This window comes from Paractinoplanes rishiriensis, assembly GCF_016862375.1.
Lineage (GTDB): Bacteria > Actinomycetota > Actinomycetes > Mycobacteriales > Micromonosporaceae > Actinoplanes > Actinoplanes rishiriensis.
Genome location: NZ_BOMV01000076.1, coordinates 69,438 through 86,528, shown reverse-complemented (window position 1 = coordinate 86,528; position 17,091 = coordinate 69,438). Strand labels below are relative to the sequence as shown.

At 73.6% G+C, this 17,091-nt stretch carries 13 protein-coding genes; 5 read left to right on the top strand and 8 right to left on the bottom strand.

All coding sequences use genetic code 11. The annotated features are described in order from the left end of the window. Nucleotides 1-72: 72 nt before the first annotated feature. Both Ari01nite_RS35540 and Ari01nite_RS35535 read right to left on the bottom strand, forming a co-directional pair. On the bottom strand, nt 73-3,075 hold the full coding sequence (locus Ari01nite_RS35540; protein ID WP_203786649.1) for an SCO7613 C-terminal domain-containing membrane protein: 3,003 nt from the start codon (nt 3,073-3,075) through the stop codon (nt 73-75). A 70-nt stretch (nt 3,076-3,145) separates the two neighbouring features. Beyond that, complete coding sequence (locus Ari01nite_RS35535; RefSeq protein WP_203786648.1) at nt 3,146-3,535, bottom strand: TIGR03668 family PPOX class F420-dependent oxidoreductase; 390 nt, start codon at nt 3,533-3,535, stop codon at nt 3,146-3,148. A gap of 69 nt (nt 3,536-3,604) precedes the next feature. Here Ari01nite_RS35535 and Ari01nite_RS35530 point away from each other — a divergent pair, with 69 nt between their 5' ends. Next, complete coding sequence (locus tag Ari01nite_RS35530; RefSeq protein WP_203786647.1) at nt 3,605-4,432, top strand: class I SAM-dependent methyltransferase; 828 nt, start codon at nt 3,605-3,607, stop codon at nt 4,430-4,432. Continuing rightward, entirely contained in the window at nt 4,429-5,241 is an 813-nt protein-coding gene (locus Ari01nite_RS35525) for an SDR family oxidoreductase (RefSeq protein WP_203786646.1), read from the top strand. The genes Ari01nite_RS35530 and Ari01nite_RS35525 overlap by 4 nt, the downstream gene beginning before the upstream one ends. Nucleotides 5,242-5,245: 4 nt before the next feature. On the opposite strand, the gene Ari01nite_RS35520 is transcribed toward Ari01nite_RS35525, so the two are convergent. Together Ari01nite_RS35520 and Ari01nite_RS35515 are read right to left on the bottom strand one after the other, a co-directional pair. After that, on the bottom strand, nt 5,246-5,824 hold the full coding sequence (locus Ari01nite_RS35520; protein WP_203786645.1) for a dihydrofolate reductase family protein: 579 nt from the start codon (nt 5,822-5,824) through the stop codon (nt 5,246-5,248). A gap of 47 nt (nt 5,825-5,871) precedes the next feature. Then, nucleotides 5,872-6,450 carry a GNAT family N-acetyltransferase gene (locus Ari01nite_RS35515; RefSeq protein WP_203786644.1) on the bottom strand — a complete coding sequence of 193 codons (579 nt, stop codon included), beginning with the start codon at nt 6,448-6,450 and terminating at the stop codon, nt 5,872-5,874. Between the two features lie 37 nt (nt 6,451-6,487). Here Ari01nite_RS35515 and Ari01nite_RS35510 point away from each other — a divergent pair, with 37 nt between their 5' ends. Continuing rightward, on the top strand, nt 6,488-7,714 hold the full coding sequence (locus Ari01nite_RS35510) for a hypothetical protein (protein WP_203786643.1): 1,227 nt from the start codon (nt 6,488-6,490) through the stop codon (nt 7,712-7,714). A gap of 29 nt (nt 7,715-7,743) precedes the next feature. Here the strand turns inward: Ari01nite_RS35510 and Ari01nite_RS35505 are convergent, their stop codons facing one another. Together Ari01nite_RS35505 and Ari01nite_RS35500 are read right to left on the bottom strand one after the other, a co-directional pair. After that, the gene (locus tag Ari01nite_RS35505) at nt 7,744-8,496 is read right to left on the bottom strand and encodes a helix-turn-helix domain-containing protein (protein WP_203786642.1); all 753 of its coding nucleotides are present in this window, start codon (nt 8,494-8,496) and stop codon (nt 7,744-7,746) included. A gap of 23 nt (nt 8,497-8,519) precedes the next feature. After that, nucleotides 8,520-8,822: a putative quinol monooxygenase gene (locus tag Ari01nite_RS35500; RefSeq protein WP_203786641.1), complete on the bottom strand. Its 303-nt coding sequence runs from the start codon at nt 8,820-8,822 to the stop codon at nt 8,520-8,522. Nucleotides 8,823-9,070: 248 nt separating this feature from the next. On the opposite strand from Ari01nite_RS35500, the gene Ari01nite_RS35495 reads away from it, so the two are divergent. After that, entirely contained in the window at nt 9,071-10,687 is a 1,617-nt protein-coding gene (locus tag Ari01nite_RS35495) for an amidase domain-containing protein (protein WP_203786640.1), read from the top strand. A gap of 16 nt (nt 10,688-10,703) precedes the next feature. On the opposite strand, the gene Ari01nite_RS35490 is transcribed toward Ari01nite_RS35495, so the two are convergent. Further along, entirely contained in the window at nt 10,704-11,174 is a 471-nt protein-coding gene (locus tag Ari01nite_RS35490) for a hypothetical protein (RefSeq protein ID WP_203786639.1), read from the bottom strand. 39 nt (nt 11,175-11,213) lie between these two features. After that, nucleotides 11,214-13,730: an eCIS core domain-containing protein gene (locus Ari01nite_RS35485; RefSeq protein WP_203786638.1), complete on the bottom strand. Its 2,517-nt coding sequence runs from the start codon at nt 13,728-13,730 to the stop codon at nt 11,214-11,216. A gap of 214 nt (nt 13,731-13,944) precedes the next feature. Here Ari01nite_RS35485 and Ari01nite_RS35480 point away from each other — a divergent pair, with 214 nt between their 5' ends. Beyond that, the gene (locus Ari01nite_RS35480; RefSeq protein WP_203786637.1) at nt 13,945-17,013 is read left to right on the top strand and encodes an AfsR/SARP family transcriptional regulator; all 3,069 of its coding nucleotides are present in this window, start codon (nt 13,945-13,947) and stop codon (nt 17,011-17,013) included. Nucleotides 17,014-17,091 lie beyond the last annotated feature (78 nt).

The following is a 17,091-nucleotide window of genomic DNA, read 5'->3' as shown; positions in this document are numbered from 1 at the left end:
GACCCCTTTCATCGGCACCAGGAACCGGCATGTGAAGGGTCCGACCACCCGAAACCCAACCGGACGGCGGGTTCAGCTCATCCGGCCCAGCGCCTGCTTGAACCGGGCCAGGTCGCGCCGCCGCCGCTCCAGCGTGGTGGCCAGCACGACCAGCAGCACACCGCCGGCGGCCAGCGGGATCCACCGCGGGATCAGGTCCCAGACCGCGGCCAGCTCGCGCAGTGCCACCGCGGCCAGCACCACCCCGCCGACCTCGACCGGGGCGCGCAGCTTGGACCGGGCGCCGGCCAGCAGCACGGCAAGCGCGGCCAGGCCGAGCAGCAGGCGGCGCAGGTACTGACCGTCGGCCACCAGGATCGAGGCGAGGCTGGGCAGCAGGGCGGCGGCCAGCGCCGGGCCGTAGGCGACCCAGCTGCTGACCCGCCCGCGGCGGGCCCGGAGTCCGGCCAGCAGGGCGACCGCCGAGGCCGGGATGGTGTACGCCTCCAGCGTCGTCACCTCGGCGGCGACCATGAGCAGCACCCACCCGCCCAGTTCGGCAGTGGCCGCGGCGAGCAGGTAGCCGCGCCGCTTCGCGTGGGTGCCGAGAACCAGCCCCCAGATCGTGCAGACGGCCGCGGCGTATCCGGCCGAGCCGACGGTCAGCAGCAGCGCGACGACCGCGGCGGCGTGCGCGGCGGCCTCCCTACGGTGATCGCCGCGGGCCAGGCCGAACGCGGTACCGGCAACGCCGAGCACCAGGAAGGCGACGGTACGCAGGGGCAGTTCCAGGGCGTTTCCGGCGGTGACCGCGATGCCGATCCCGGCGGCGACGGCCACCGGCCAGGCGGCGAGGCGAGCGGCCGCGGTCCGGCCGGCGACGGCGGCGACGGCCGCGGCGATCAGCACGGCGCCGAGGGCGGCCAGCGTCGAGGCGTGCGTCGGCAGTGCCCCCACCAGCCCGGCGGCCACCAGCAGCACACCGGCCGGCAGGGTGGTGGCCACCGGCACCGGGCGCAGGGCGGCGGCCAGGAGGATGGCCAGGCCCAGGGCGAGGGTGACGAACGGGAGAACCGGCCACGGAACGGACGCGGCGGCCAGAACCAGCGGCGTGGCCAGCGCGAAGGCGGACAGCGCGGTCCAGCGGCCACGCGTGACGGCCACCGCGGTCAGCAGGGCGGCCACCGCGTCGGCGACGGCGGCGGTGGGCGTGGTGAGGGGACGGCCGGCCCAGACCGGGTCGAGCGGGAACAGGAGGCGGGCCAGATCCGGGCCGAGGGTGACGAGGAGGATCGCGGCCGGCAGGGCGTAGATCGGAGTCTCCCAGCCCTTGAGGCCGGCAACCGAGAGGAGCAGCAGGGTGAGCGCGGCATAGAGCGCGACCGGGTCGCCGGCGGTGGCCGCCCACAACGGCAGCGGCAGCACCACCAGCACGGTGGCCATCCGGGCGGGAAGGCCCGGGATGAAACGGAGCACAACCGCCAACAAGACGGCCGCCGCGGCGACGGTGCGGGCCTGGGCGGTGCCGGGCAGGCCGAGGGCGGCGGTCGCGGTCCAGGCGATGCCGGGGGTGACCAGGACGGCGATCACCTGGCCGGCCGCCCGCAGGATCGGGAGCTTGGCGGCGACCGCGACGGCGACGCCGAACAGGGCCAGCACCGCGAGCACGGCGGCCGCCACACCGGGCCGGCCGAATCCGGCGGCCAGCGCGTGGAGCCCGAGGAGGGCGGCGGTCGTCACCTGAGCGACGAGCGAGATGGCCTGGCCGCCGAGCGAGGCCGCCTGGCCGCCGAGCGAGGCCAGCGACGACGCGGCCGACGGGGACGCGGCGCCCGGCATGGCGGCGACCCGGTGCGCCGGGGCGGCCAGGGCGGGTGCAGCCTTGCGGACCACCGGGGTGGCGTGCCGGGTGGCCATCGCCAGGGCGGCGGCGACCACCGCGAGGTCGAAGACGGAGGCGTTCCACCAGGCCAGGCCGAGCCCGGCCGGCAGGGCGAGCGCGACCGCGGCGGCACCGCCGAGCGCGGCACCGGCGCGCCAGCGGGCCGGCAGCACCGCGGCGATGGCGGCGGTGATCAGCGCGAGCGCGGCCGGAAGCTGCCAGCCGGGACCGGGGACGACCGCCTGCCAGGCCGCGTGGAAGGCGGGCGTGGCGGTCTCGAGCGTCGCGATCGCCGCGCCGAAAGCGGGAGCAAACGCGATCAGCGACGCGATCGCACCGAACGTGGCCGCTCCAGCCGTAATCCCGGGGTTCCGGGCAGCGGCGGTCGCGGCCGCAGAAGTGGCGGCGGCGCGGGTGGGCGTGATCGCGTTGCGCAGGCTGAGGACGGCCAGGTTGGAGGCGGCCAGCGCGCCGAAGGTCAGCGTCCAGCCGGCCGGGCCCGGCTCCGCGGGCGCGACGATCAGCGGGAGCGCCGGCTGCGCGGTCAGCAGGGCGGCCCAGCGCGGCGCTACCAGGCCGGTCAGCCGCGCGTATCCGGCGGCCACCACCGCGGTCGCCGCGCAGACCAGGCCGGCGTACCGGGCCGGCTCGCCGCCGGCCACGCCGAACAGGTTGACGTGCCAGGCCGCGTACCCGTCCAGGAGAAAGAGCAGCAAGCCCACCGCGGCCATCGTCTCGGCCGTGGCCCGCAGGCCGCGGCGCAGCGCCAGCACCGGCACGGCGAGGGCCGCCAGGGTGAAGCCGGCAAGCAGCGCCGCCCGGCCGGCCAGGCCGAACTGGGCCCAGGCCACCGCGGTGAACACGATCGCGGCGACGCCGAGCAGCAGGCCGCCGAGGAGGAACAGGACGTTCTGCACCACGCGGGTGGACGTCTCGGTGCGTGGGGCGGCAACGGCCACCGGCGCGGGACGCGTCGCGCTCACGGCAGCGCGTACCCGCGAAGCTGCCGCATGCCGGCGCTGCCACGCCTGGCCGATCCGATCCTCCAGATCGCGCACCTGATGCCGCGCGGCGGCAAGGTGGGCGATGAGTTCGCTGATCTCGGCGTCGGTCCGCACCACGTCAATGGCGTCGGGGTCGGGCCCGTGCCCACAGGCCGGGCAGCCCGTCTCGGCGGAGGCGGGAGCACCACAGTACGCGCAGGGATAGGTCACGGGCTCGATCCTCGTCGCGGCGGTGCGCGCGAGACTGAGCACGCGTACTCAGCGGGCGCGAAGAGGGTACTCAGGATCGCCAGGCCGACCAGCGGTCGACCGTGATCTCCAGGAACGGGCCCGGCGGCGGCGTCTCCTCATACTGCGGGTAGCGCGCAACCAGGGCTTCCCGCCCGGCCGGCGACTCGCCGAGGATGCGGGCGACGCCGTCGGCGCGCACCCACCACAGCGCCGACCAGTCCTCGTCGTAGTGGTCGGCGAGCACGCTGACCCGCGGGTTGGCCTCGATGTTGGCGAGGCGGCGCAGGCGGCGGGTGCTCTTGGGCTTGGCGTCGACCGCGGTGTGGATCACGTCGCCGGCCACCGCGAAGACGATCGGGACCAGGTGCGGCCGGCCGGCCCGGTCGACCGTCGCGAGCCGGGCCACCCGCGCGGTGGCGAACCGCTCGGCCGGCGTCACCGGCCGGTCGGGTCGCCGTGCGTGGGAAAATATCCGACACCCAACTCCATAGGCCCGATCCTATGGGTCATGAGGTTGGCATCCGAGGTTCTCGAGTACTACCAGCGCGGCGGCGAGCGGGATCGGCTCGCGGTGGGTTTCGGCCCACTCGAGTTTCTCCGTACGTGGGACATTCTCGAGCGGGTGCTGCCGCTCGCACCGGCCACGGTTCTCGACGTGGGCGGGGCCACCGGGGTCTACGCCGAACCGCTGACCCGGGCCGGCTATCGGGTGCACGTCCTCGACCCGGTTGCCTCGCAGGTGGCGGTGGCCGCGCAACGGCCCGGCGTCACGGCCGCGGTCGCCGACGCGCGGGCCCTGCCGGTGATCGCCGGCCGGGCGGACGCCGTATTGCTGCTGGGTCCGCTCTATCACCTGCTGGACCGCGCCGACCGGGTGACCGCATGGCACGAGGCGGCCCGGGCGGTGCGCCCCGCCGGCGTGGTGGTGGGCGCCATCATCAGCCGGTTCGCCACCCTGTTCGACGGCTTCATCCAGGACTTCTACCGCGACCCCGGCTATCGCCCGGTGGTCGAGGGCGCGCTGGCCGACGGCCGGCACCGCAACACCGAGCCCGGCCGGCAGTGGTTCACCAGCGCGTACTTCCATCACCCGGACGAACTCCAGGCCGAGGTGGCCGACGCGGGCCTGACCCTGCGTCGCCGGGTGGCCGTCGAGGGCCCGCTGTGGCTCATGGGCCACCGCCGGGTGGAGGTCATGGCCGACGCGCACCGGCGCGAGCTCTGGCTGACCATGATGCGCCGGGTCGAGGAGGACCCGTCGCTGCTGGGCGCGACCAGCCATCTGCTCGTGGTCGCCGAAAAGTGTCGTACCCCCTTGGTTGACTCCCCCACATGAGCAACCACCCGATTCTGGTCCTGGGCAGCACCGGCACGACCGGCCGGCGGGTCACCGAGCGCCTGCGCACCGCGGGCGTTTCGATACGCGCCGCTTCCCGGCACGGCCCGGTTCACTTCGACTGGGACGACCCCGCCACCTGGCCACCGGCCCTGTCCGGCGCCACCGCGGTCTACCTGATGCTGCCGCACGAGCGCCCGATCGAGCCCGGCTTCGTCCGCGCCGCCGCCGGCGCTCATCTGGTGCTGCTGTCCAGTCGCGGCATCGAGACCATGGGCGACGACCGCCTGCTGGCCGCCGAGCGTGCGGTTCGCGAGTCCGGCGCCGCCTGGACCATCCTGCGCCCCGACTGGTTCAACCAGAACTTCGACGAGGGCTTCTTCCAGCCCGCCGTCGTGGCCGGCCAGCTGGCGATGCCGGTCGGCGACGCCCGGCAGGTCTTCGTCGACGCCGACGACATCGCCGCGGTGGCCGCCACGGTCCTCGCCGATCCCACCGGTCACGCCGGCCACACCTACGACCTGACCGGCCCCGAGGCGCTGTCGTTCGGCGAGGCCGCGGCCGTCATCGCCGGGGCGGCCGGCCGCCCGCTGCGGTTCGCCGGCGACCCCGAGACCTACCTGGCCCAGCAGACCATGATCGGCCTGCCCGAGGAGCAGACGCGGGCCGAGATCGAGGCGTTCGCCGCCCTGCGCGACCTGGGCGACCAGAAACCCACCGACGACGTGCGCCGGGTGACCGGCCACCCGCCCAAGGGCTTCGCGACGTACGCCGAGGAGGCCGCGGCCCGCGGCGCGTGGTCCGGCTGACCGGTCAGCGGGGCGTGGGGCGATAGACGAGTTCCTGGGTGCGGCCGTCGAGCGTCCGGCTCCCCAGCAGCTCGAGGTCGAAGTCGCCCGCGCCCCGGAGGATCGGGCTGGTCCCGGTCCGCCCGGAGATGACGGGAAAGACCGTCACCTGGAGGCGGTCGACCAGGCCGGCGGCCATCAATGCCCAGTTCAGCGACAGGCTGGCCTGCGAGCGCAACGGCACGTCCGACTCCTCCTTGAGCCGGGCGACGATCTCCACGGCGTCACCGCTCACGATGGTCGCGTCCGGCCAGCCGAGAGTGTCCCGCAACGTCGACGAGATGACCGTGGCCGGCGTGCGCCAGGTCCGGACGTTCCACTCGTCGAGCGCGTTCGGGTCGATACCCGACGACAGGATCTCGGCCGTCTCCCGGAAGGTGGTGGCCCCGAAGACCATCCGCTGCGGGGTGTCGAAAAGCGCGGCCCGGTGCGCGAGCAGTTCGGGTCCCTGCTTGCTCCAGTAGCCACCCCAGTCGGCGCCCTCGGCGTAGGAGCCGTAGCCGTCAAGGGTGGAAAAGACGTCCCAGGTGTAGAGCGCGGTCATGGCAGTTCCCCTTCGTGCTTCGCGGTCATGGTGGCCTTTCACCCCCGCTACGAATGGCGAGCTTCGGATCCGACACCGCCGAGTCGATAAAGAGCGAAGGGGGCGTCGGGATGCACGCCGGTGCGCCCCTCGACCAGGCCCGCACGCCGGATGATGCCCGCCGAGCGCATCCCGAGCCGCTCCATGACCGCCCGCGAGGCGCGGTTGTGCACCTCGGTGAACGCGACAACCGGAAACCCCGGCTGGTGCACGCCGGCCCAGGCGATCGCCGCCCGGCCCAGCTCGGTCGCATAGCCGCGGCCGGTCCGGGCATCGCGCACCGCCCAGCCCAGCTCCAGCACCGCCTCACCCTCGAGGTCGAAGCGGGTGAAGCCGCCACGACCCACGAGCGACCCGTCCGCACGCTCCCGAGCCATCCACTTGCCCACCCCGTCGGCCTGCCACCGCCCCGCCATGTGCACGGCCCAGTCCTCCACCGCCGCCGGGGTCCACGGCCCGGTCCAGTACCCAACCAGCGGATCGCTGTACAGCAGGAGCAGGTCCTCGAGGTCGTCCGGCCCGACCGCGGTGAGCACGAGCCGCCGCGTGCGGACCGGATCGGTCGGTGCCGGGCGCTTCGCAAGCATCGCCACAGTAAACCGCCTCCCCTCGTACGCTCGACGAGTGAGTTCGTTCATGGGGGCGGCCTGGCTGGACGTGGCGCGGGCCGGCGACGTCGAAGCGGTGCTCGCCGACCTGCGTACGGGTGAGCCGACCACGGAGCCGAGCGACCTGCGGGCCTGGCTGACCGCCCAGGACGGCGGCTCGCGCATCGAGTTGTACAGCGACGGCGGGTACGGCATGCTCGGCGACCTCGTGGCCGGGGTGCTGCGGCGGACCGGCGTGGTCCGGCGGGCGGTGATCTACCTCGACCACGACGAGTTCGGAACCGAGCACGTCGTCCTGACCCGCGACGAGGCCGGCACGGTCCGCCGCGTCCATCACGTCTACGCCGACCTGGACGACGAGGGGTCTCCGTCGCTGACCGGGATACCGGCGGCAGCGGGCACCGGGCCCGGCCGGACACCGGGCGGTTTGATCGACAATCCCGCTGCCCGGTCGGCGCTCGCGGACCTGTTCGGCATGCCCGCGACGGCGGTACAGGAGGCTGCCGATCGGGCGGCGCGGGCGGAGAAAGATCCGGCGACGGACAACAATCCGTCGGAGGAGTGGCTCGAGGCGTTCGGGATGGGTTGGGACCGCCGCGGTGACGGCGCACCGGTCAACCTGCGACCGGGGCCGGTGTGGCGGGACGCGGTCGCCCGGCAGGTGGCGCCCCGGCTGCCCGGGCAGTGGCTGGCCCGCGACTACGACCTCGTCCGGCTCCCGGCGTCGCCGGTGATGTGCGTGGTGCTGCCCGGCCGGCACAGCGGAAACGCCGTGATCCATCCGATGTACGTCCCCGGGTCGTACGGCACCCTGCAGTTCTGTGTCGAACTGCGGTCCGCGGTCGGCGACCAGGCACCCGATCCGATCGAGCCGCTGATACACGACCTGACCGCCACCGCGCTGCCGTTCTTCGACCGCTACGGGCATCCGGACGGCCTGCACCGGCTGTGCCAGGAGCGCGTCGACGCCCGGCCCGGCGGCCGCGTCAACCCGCATGACCTGCGCTGTCTGGCGGCCACCGAGGTCATCCTCGGCCGCTACCACGAGGCCGCGGCCAACTATGCCGAGCTCGCCAGGAACACGGCCGGCTCCACCGCTGCCTGGGCGCGGGACATCGCCGAGGAGGCCCACGTCCGCAGCCGCCTCCTGCAATACGAGCCGGCCGTGGTCCACGAGGCCCTCACCGACACGATCCACGAGCAGATGACACACGTCGGCCTGAATTCCGGCCCCCGCCCTTAGCCCAGAGCCGGGTGCGGGGGCGAACCGGGTCAAGGGCGGAAGCTGAGCCGGTACTGCGTGGGCGTGCGCCCGGTCAGGTCGCGGAACGCGGCGTTGAACGCCGACAGGGAGCTGTAGCCGACGCTGAACGCGATCGCGGTGATCGGAAGATCGTCGTCGGCAAGCTTTTCGACGGCCGCGAGAATCCGCATCCGGCGCAGGACCGCCCGCCAGGTCATGCCGGTCTCGTCATCGAAGCGCCGGGCCAGCGAGCGCGGCGCCAGGCCCACCTCCTCGGCGATCTCCTCGAACCGGGCCTGGTCGCCGAGCCGCTGCTCGGTCAGCCGCAACGCCCGGCGCAGCTCCGGTGAGCGCCCGGCGGGCACCACCACGGGGCTCGGCTGTTCCGCGAGCCGCCAGCAGACCGCGGCGAGGGCGGCGAACAGCGTCTCGGCGTACCTCGGCAATTGTTCTTCGCTCGGACCCCAGGAGCCGCACTCGGCGAGCAGGGCGCCGGCCAGCCGGTTGAGATCGAACACCGCCAGCGGCGCCGGAGGCGACGGGACGAACCCGGCGTCGAAAAGGACCGACGCGGTGGTGACCGGTTGCGGGATGCTGACCCGGATGGGCCGGCCCGCCTCGATGAGGGCGGCCCGGGCCGGCGGCAGCAGCCACGCCTGCCCCTGCGCCTCCAGCCGCAGCACGCCGGCCGAGGCGCAGAGCAGGTAGTGGCGGTCGACGCACAGCTCACGCTCGGGCTCGGCCGGGAAGGTACGCACGAAGCTGTACGCCGGCCGGGTCACCCGCTGATGGTAAGCGGCCGGCGTCAGCGTACGGTCTCCACCATTTCGGCGCGGAAGCGTCGGCTCACCGGCGCCCCCACCATGATCGGGCGGAGCACCTCACCGGAGCGCGCGAACGACGCCGATCCCAGATACTCGGCGAACGACGCCTCATCCTGCCATTCGTGCACCACGGTGACCTGGGTGTCGTCCTGCCGGCCGGCGTAGACCCGGAAGGCGATGTTGCCCCGCATGTCCTGCACCGTCCCGCGCTCTCTGTCGAGCTGGGCGAGAGCGGCCGGGCGGTCGGCGGCTGCGGTGCTGAAGTCCAGGATCGCGATGAACATCGAAGGTCTCCTCCATTGAGCGGCGACCCGGTGAGCGGCGACGGCCGCGTGGTCACCGGTCGATCCTCACGCAGCCGCACACCGCCTCGCCGCCGCCGGCCGGACAGGTTCACGCTCGCATCGGACAGGCCGAGCGTCGGCATGGCGTCAGATGGGGCCGCGAACCCGCCCGCACCCCGATAACGTGACCGGCGTCGATGCCGTGACGGGTCCGTCGCGGCGCACGGGGGATCGTGGAAGGAATCGCCATGCGTACATTCCTGCGCGCGGGCGCGGTCGCGCTCGCCGCAAGCCTGGTCTTGTGGGGCGGCGGCGTACCCGCTGAGGCCGGATATCCGGCAACGGTTCACGCGGCTCGGACGCCCGGCACGCCGGATCCCGCGACGGAGCAACCACCTCGCATCGTGGACCACGGGGTGGAGGAGGTGGGCCTCGCCGCCGCGGTGGAGCCACCCGTCGTGGACCTCGCGGCCTTGGTCCTGACCTACCGGAACGGGATGCCACGCGAGGAGAACACGAACGCGTTCCGGTGGAACGCGGACAGTCCGGGCGAGGTCGCGGAGATCATCAAGGCGATGCGTACCGCGAACAAGGGCGAGGTGGAAACCCGGGAAGAGGCCGAGCAGGCCCTGCGGGGGTACGGCTACAACCTCGACCTGGTACAGGACTCGGACACCCTCCGGAACTATCTGGTCATCTCGGAGCAGACCCCGTGCCAGCGGTGCTGGGGCCTGTACATCCTTCGCTACGACACCTCCTCCGCGGCGGTCAACGTGGCCGTCGAGGTCCCGCACCCCTTCAGCGACGAGTCCTCCGAGGAGATCGGCATCAAGGCCTTCCTCGAACTGGACGCGAAGATGTTCGCGATGGCGGGCGCCCACCGCAATTCGAACACCGCCACGCGACCCGGATACCCGAACAGCCGGGTCTCCGACATGGCGCGCAGCTACGAGAGCCTCTTCCACAAGGTGCACACCAACTTCACGACCAGGGCGCCCAACGCGACCCACGTCCTGCAGGTGCACGGTTTCGAGGCGCGACCGGGCTACCCGGAGGTGGTGCTCAGCGACGGGGGCGCACAACCGCACGCCCGGCTGCGGTCGTTCGCCGCGCAGATGGAGCGTGCCGGGTTCACGGTCGGCGTCTACGACGGCCAGCAGTACCCGGCCTTCGGCGCCACCCTGAACCCGCAGGCCAGACATACCAGGAACAAGGGCGGCTTCTTCTACCACCTGGAGTCGGTACACGCCGTCCGGAGCGACCCGCAGAAGTACGCCGCGATCATCTCCGCCCTGGCCCAGACGCTGTTCCAGGGCTCGCCGGGCGCCGTGGCGAACATCCCCTACGCGGCGGACTACGACAGGGAAGCCGCCGTCGGCTATGCGCGCCAATACGCCGAGAACCGGAACACGGCGTACTACGACTGGTCACACCGGGAACTGGGCGGCGACTGCACGAACTTCCTCAGTCAGGTGATGCACGTCGGCGGCTGGACGTACGCGGAACCGGTGCTCGAGACTCCCGTGTCCCGCCGGAGCTCCGATTACTGGTACTACCGGAGCGACGACCCGAGCACGTCGGCGTGGGCCTGGGTGAACGCGAACATGTGGGCGTCCTTCGCCAAGAAGGCCGGCCGCGTGGAGAAGGTGAAGTACCTCAGCGACGTCGGCCTCGGCGACATCGTGCAGATGGGCGACACGGTGGAGCGCACCAAGTTCCACTCGATGATCGTCACCGGGTTCGACTCGCAGGGCCCGCTGCTGAGCTACCACACCACCAACACCCTGGATCGCCCCCTGTGGAGCATCTACAACGACAGCAGGAGCACCATGTTCTACGCCTGGCGCGTCGTCAAGGTCTCCTGAGCTGCCCTCGTGGCGGTCAGCGCCGGCTGCGGGTCGACGACACGTACCGCAGCGGGGCGGCGAGGAACTGCTCGGCCGGGCACGGCGGGTAGCCGTAGAGCCGGTACGGCTCGCCGGTGATGCCACTGACGTGGACGGTGAGCCCGCGGCCGGCGTAGACGAGTTGGCGACGGCTCGAACCGAGAAGGGAGTCGACGTCGGCCTCGGGCGGCCCGAGCGCCTCGGTCACCGCCTGGGTCGGCACCGGCTCGTCGATCTGCACCAGTTCGACGGCGCCCGCGACGTACCAGATCTGGATCCCGAGCGGCGCCGCCGCCGTCGCGGGATAGCGGCACAACGTCGCGGCCGTGCCGAACAGACCGAGCGGCCCCTCGGCCTCGGGTGGTGCGCCGAGCGCGGCCTCCACGTCGGCGCGGGCCAGGCCGCCGGGCAGCCCGGGCCAGGCGGCCAGATCGCCGTCGGCCAGCGCGCGTAGCTCCTCGTGCACAGTGACTCCAGTCCATGCTCGGTGCGGGCGGGGTGCCGGTCAGTGGCGGGGGATCAGGATCTGGTCGCCCGCCCGCAACGCCGACCAGTCACGGTTGGGGTTGGCCCGGTTGAGGTCGGGCTCGGTGACGCCGTTCTGGGCGGCGATCTCCGCCCGGCTCTCCACCTGGCGGTCCGCCACCCCGCCGGTGGCGCTGCGCTCGGTGGCCGCCACCACGGTGTGCTGCCGGCAGCCCGGCACGTGGACCTGGCGCGGCAACGGCCCCGCCGCCGCCAGGCCGGGGTTCGCCGCGAGGATGTCGGCCTCCGGCGCCGCCGTCATCACGCTCAGCGCGAACACCGACTGCACCCACGCCGGCACGGTGACCAGGTCATCGCGGCTGCGATCGGCAGCGGGGGCCTGCCCGCCGGCCGGTGTCAGGCCGATGAGCTCGACATGGCCCTGGAAATACGCGGCCCGCACCGCGTCGGCGCCACGGCCGCCGAGCGCCGCCCGCACCCCCTCGGCGTGGGCCAGGTATTCGGCGTACGACCCGGGGCTGTAGTCGGGCACCAGGTCGGCGGTGAACCCCGGGAAGAGGCCGCCCCCGGCGTCGGTGCCCTCGACCCCACCGCGCAGCGTGGTGTCGCCGTCGGCCTGGGCCACCGGCACCTTGACGCTGAGCACCTCCTTGGTGAACATTTCGCAGAACCCCTCCGACATCACCCGCCGGCCCTGCTCGGCCTGGACGAACGCCGGGTGCGCGAGCGTGTGGAAATACTCGTGGACGAGCGTCTCCCAGTTCGACCACCGGGCCAGCCGCTCGGCGCGCGAGGGCACGCCGGCCGCGGGCGCGGTGTCGGAATGAGTGGCGCTGCCGATCACCGACGGTTGGATCAGGACCCGCGGCCCCTCCTCGGCGAACGCGAACCCGAATCGATCGAACTTCTCCAGGTCGGCGCGGTGCGCGGCGACGAACGGGGCGAGGATCTGGGTGTTCAGGAACTGCCGCTCCTCCACGCTGCGGGCCTTGTCGAAGCCGTGATCCTGCTGTTTCTGCGCGGCCGTCGAGTCGGTCTCCGCCATCCAGCTGGCAAGGTCCGCCGCATCAGGCGTGCGGACCCCCAGGTCGCTCGCGTCCAGCAGGTTGACGCCGCCGGTGAACGCGAACGCGGCACGCGCGCCCCGTTGACCCGTGGTCAGCACGGCGCCGCTGGCGAGCGAGCCGAACATGTCGTCGGCCACCCGCTTGGCCTGCTTGCCGGCGCCTTCCAGGTCGGTCATCGCGAGCTTGCGCGGAGCGGCCGCGGCCGCGTTGATGGCGGGCATCTCGGCGAGCAGCATGGCCTCCAGCGCCGCCGTGACCTCGGTGCGCAGGGCGGTGCGGTTGGCGAGAGCGGCGGCCGTCGTGCCGCGGCCGTCCCACGGGCGCACCGTGCCGCCCGGGCCGGCCGAGGACGGGTTCAGCTCCGCCCGGATCGCGGTCCGCTCGGCCGCGTCCGGCCGGGCGGCGCCGGCGTGCTGGTCGGGGCCGGGCGCGGGCGTCGTGGCCGTACCGGCGAGCTGGTCGAGGGCGCCCCAGGTGAGCGGGCCTGCGATGCCGTCTGCGCCCAACCCGCGCGCGCCCTGGAACGCCACCAGCGCCTGCCGGGTGGCCGCGTCGAACGTGCTGCCGGCGAGCGGTGGCGCCGCACCGGCGGCGTTCAGCAGCCGGTGCAGTTCGTCGACGTCGGGCCCGGTGTCACCCAGCCGCAGCCAACGGTGGCCGGGCAACCCGGCCTGCCGCTGCACGGCCGGCGCGGCCGTCATGGTCGGCGCCGTGGCGGCCGGGCTGCCGGCCACCCGGGCGGTCGCCAGCGAGGTGGCCGCGCGGTTGCCGGCTGAGCGCTGCAGCGCCAGGAACACCCTGCCGGTGAGCCGCTCCCCGCCACGGTCGGACGCGCCCGGCTCCGCGCGCATCAGTCCGGCCGGGTCTTCAACCGGGGCAGGACTGACGGCCGGGCCGGGATCGTCGATGCCGCGGGCGAGCTGCGGAGCGAGCCGGTACGCCTCCGCCTCGGCCGGGTCCGCCGGGTCGCTGACCGTGGTCGCCGCGGCGCGGGCCACGCCGCCGCCCTGCTGTACCACGTGGACGGCCTCGTGCGCGATCAGCTCGCGGCCGGCGGACGTGCCCGGCTGGTAGCTGCCGCTGCTGAAGAAAATGTCGGATCCGGTGGTGAACGCGGTCGCCTGCACCGAGCGGGCGAGGCCATCGGCGGCGGCGTCCGTGTGCACCCGGGCCGAGTCCAGCTCGGCGCCGAGCTGCTGCTGCAGCGGCTCCCGGACGGCCGCCGGCAGCGGGGCGCCGCCGACACGGCCCGCCTCGATCCGCTGGGCGACGCCGGAGTCCAGCGGCCCGCCGCCCGCGGCAGCCGGCGTGTCCCGGTCGACCCGGCCGGCCCCGGCCAACAGCCGGGCCACCGCCGCGTTGCCCGCCTGTCCCAGCGCCGCGGCGGATGCGGGCGGGCTGCTCGGTCGCCGCTGCGGGGTCTCGGGTTCTCGCTGCGGTGCGGACGGGTCATGCTCGTGGGACGTCATGCCTACCCCCGGCCGCTCGACGCCAGCACTGAGTTTGCTCCCGGCCAGCCTTACCCGAACGCCCTCGGGCGGTCAGCCGGGTATCCGACTGCGGCCGAGCCGGTGAAGCCGAGGTTACGCCACGGACGCGAAAGGGACGGCCGGGCGGCTACCACGAAGGACGTAAGATCCGGCATATGTCTATGTCTCGCGGCACACCGGACGGCTGCTCGAGTTGACCGAGCAGACGCGGTTCGGGCTTCTGGGCCCGCTTGTGGTCGTGCGGGACGGCAGGGAGATCACCATCGGGGCCGATCAGGAACGGGTCCTGCTCGCGGTGCTGCTGGTGCACGCCAATCAGGTGGTCAGCGTCGACGAGCTGATCACCTGGCTGTGGCCGGACGGTTCGCCGCACAACCCGCGGGCCACGTTGCAGAACTACGTGTGGCGGCTGCGCAAGAAGGTGGGCGGCCTCGTCACCCGGCCACAGGGATACCTGCTCGCCACCGAACGGCGTGACCTGGACGGCTTCCGATCACTCGTCGCCGAGGCGAAACGGGCGGCGGACGCGGGCGAGGCGGCGCGACGGCTGCGGGCGGCGCTGGAGCTCTGGCGGGGTCCGATCCTCAACGACGTACGCCACGACGTGCTGCACCGCGACCTCGTACCGGCCCTGACGGACGAGGTCCTGGCGGCGTTGTCGCTTCGTGTCGACGCCGATCTCGACGCGGGCCGGCACGCCCAGCTGGTGCCCGAGCTCCGCGCGCTCGCCGCCGAGCACCCGCTGCGGGAAGGGTTCTGGACGCAGCTGATGCTGGCCCTGTACCGCGACGGGCAGCAGAGCGAAGCCCTTGCCACGTACCGGCGCCTGAGCCGCATGCTGGCCGACGAACTCGGCATCGATCCCGGCCCGGCCGCGCGCCGCCTGCACGAGGCGATCCTGGTGTCCGATCCCTCGCTCGGCACCCCCTCCTCGGCGCCGGCGACCGCCGACTCCGCATGGTCGGTTCAGCGGCAGCTACCCCTCGACCTGCCCGGCTTCGTGGGCCGGGTGGACCTGGCGAAGCTGGTGACCACGAAGCTGGCGGCGGCGGGAGCCATGCCGCTCGTGGCGCTCACCGGGCTGGCCGGCGTCGGCAAGACCGCGCTGGTGGTGCGGGTCGCGCACGCGGTGGCGGACCGGTTCCCGGACGGTCAGTGGTACGCACAGCTCGGCGGCGGCACCGCCCCGCGGGACCCCGGTGCCGTGCTCGGTGAGCTGCTGCTGGCCTCCGGACTCGGCGATGCGCAGGTGCCGGTCGGGGTGGCGGCCCGATCGGCCGCGCTGCGCAGCCGGCTGGCCGGGCGGCGGGTGTTGCTGATCCTGGACGACGCGGCCGACGTGGAGCACGTGCTGCCGTTGCTGCCCGGCAGTCCCGGCTGCGCCGTGCTGGTCACGAGCCGGGAGGACCTGATCGGGCTGGCCGTGCGGGTCGGCGCGCTGTGCCTGACCCTCGACGTGCTCCCGGTCGACGAGGCGTCGTTGCTGGTGACGGAGCTCATCGGCGATCAGGAGCCGGCGGCCGTCGCGGAGCTGGCCGACCTGTGCGGGCGGCTGCCCCTCGCGCTGCGCATCGCCGGTGCCGACATCGCCGCGCGGGCCGCCGGCATCGAGGCCTACCTGGACAGTCTCCGCGACGCCGGTCGCCGGCTCGCCCAACTGGCGGTGCCGGGCGACCGGCGGGTGAGCGTGCGGGCCGCCTTCGACCTGTCCTATGTCACCCTCGCCGAGGCCGAGCGGCAGCTGTTCCGGCTGCTGGGCCTGGTGCCGGGACCGGATGTGGACGTGCCGGCCGCCGCGGCCCTGGCCGGGTGCTCGCCCGCGGAAGCCGAACGGCTCCTGCACCGCCTCGACACGGCGCACCTGGTCCGCCAGTATCGCCCCGGCCGGTACCTGCAGCACGACCTGATCAGGCTGTACGCGGCGGAACTTGCCGAACCCGAGGCCGCGCGGCTGGGCCGGTTGTTCGACTTCTACGTCGTCAGTTCCACCAGCGCGGCCAGCCAGATCAATCCGGCGTTGTCGGGCGGGGCCGGGGAGGACCTGCCGGTCGTACCGCACGCGGCCACGTTCTCCGACCGGGAAGCCGCCTGGGCCTGGCTCGACCAGGAACGGGAGAACCTCATCGCGGCGGTCGGCGCGGGAGCCATCCGGCTGGCCACCGTCCTGGTCGGATACCTGTATTACGGGTCGCACGGGCAGGAGCTCAAGACGGTCGCCGCGGCCGGCCTGCGCGCCGCCCGGGCGAAGCAGGACCGCGGACAGGAGGTGCGGATGCTGCGCTTCCTCGCCGACGGGCATGCCGTCTGCGGCGAACGCGAACCGGCGGCGGAGTACGCCGAGCAGGCGGCATCGCTGGCACGTTCACTCGGTGACGAGGCCGAGGAGGCGCGCGTCCTGATCGGCCTCGGCGAGGACTACGTCGAGCTGGGGCGGACCCAGGAGGCGGTGGACGTGCTCACCCGGGCGGCCGAACTGTCCCGGCGAACCGGCGTCCTGGCGGTCAACGCCAACGCCATCAGCAATCTCGGAAACGCGTACGAGGTCATGGGACGCACCGACGAGGCGATCCACTGCTATCTGCGGACGATCGCGGCGGCCGAGGAGCTCGACCTCACCGAGGGCGTGCTCTTCGGGCTGCTCGACCTCGGCGGCGCCCACTGGCACGCGGGACGGCTCGTCGAGGCGGCCGAAGCCCTGGAACGCTGCCTGGCCCTCTCGAAACGGGTGGTCTACCGGCGACCGCAGACCGCGGCGCACCTCATGCTGGCCCGGGTCTATGCGACCGCGGGCCGGGACGACACCGCGCAGACGCACGCGGACACCGCGTTCGACCTGGCCACCAAGATCGGCGCGACGGACCTGCTGGCCGGCGCCCACGTCGAGTTCGGCTCGGGCGCACTCCGCGCGGGCCGGCACGGTGACGCGGTCGAGCACTACACGCGGGCGCTGCACCTGGCCGCCGGCGGGGTGAGCCGGCGACACGAGGCCGCCGCCCGGATCGGGCTGGCCGACACCTATGTGGCGGTGCGTCGCCTCGACGCGGCACGCGCCCACCTGGAGCAGGGCGCGGTCGCCGGCTCCGACCTGCCCGCCCTGGCCGCGATGTGTCTCACCGTCGAGGCAAGGATCCTGGGTGCCGAGGGCCGGCGCACCGAGGCAACCGAGCTGTCCCGGCGCGCACTCAGCGCCCACGGCCGATGCGGCTTCCGTATCGGCGAGGACCTCACCCGGCAGCTGCTGGCGGACCTGGCCACCACCTGACGAGAGCGATCCGAGAGCGCCCGTTGAAAACCTCGTCGACAGCACCAGATCGGGGGGAGACGGGTTCCCGGAGAGTCA

Coding starts and splice junctions, on each gene's coding strand:
- Ari01nite_RS35530 (WP_203786647.1), top strand. CDS start 3,605: ATGAGGTTGGCATCCGAGGTTCTCGAGTACTACCAGCGCGGCGGCGAG.
- Ari01nite_RS35495 (WP_203786640.1), top strand. CDS start 9,071: ATGCGTACATTCCTGCGCGCGGGCGCGGTCGCGCTCGCCGCAAGCCTG.
- Ari01nite_RS35485 (WP_203786638.1), bottom strand. CDS start 13,730: ATGACGTCCCACGAGCATGACCCGTCCGCACCGCAGCGAGAACCCGAG.
- Ari01nite_RS35500 (WP_203786641.1), bottom strand. CDS start 8,822: ATGTTCATCGCGATCCTGGACTTCAGCACCGCAGCCGCCGACCGCCCG.
- Ari01nite_RS35525 (WP_203786646.1), top strand. CDS start 4,429: ATGAGCAACCACCCGATTCTGGTCCTGGGCAGCACCGGCACGACCGGC.
- Ari01nite_RS35520 (WP_203786645.1), bottom strand. CDS start 5,824: ATGACCGCGCTCTACACCTGGGACGTCTTTTCCACCCTTGACGGCTAC.
- Ari01nite_RS35515 (WP_203786644.1), bottom strand. CDS start 6,450: ATGCTTGCGAAGCGCCCGGCACCGACCGATCCGGTCCGCACGCGGCGG.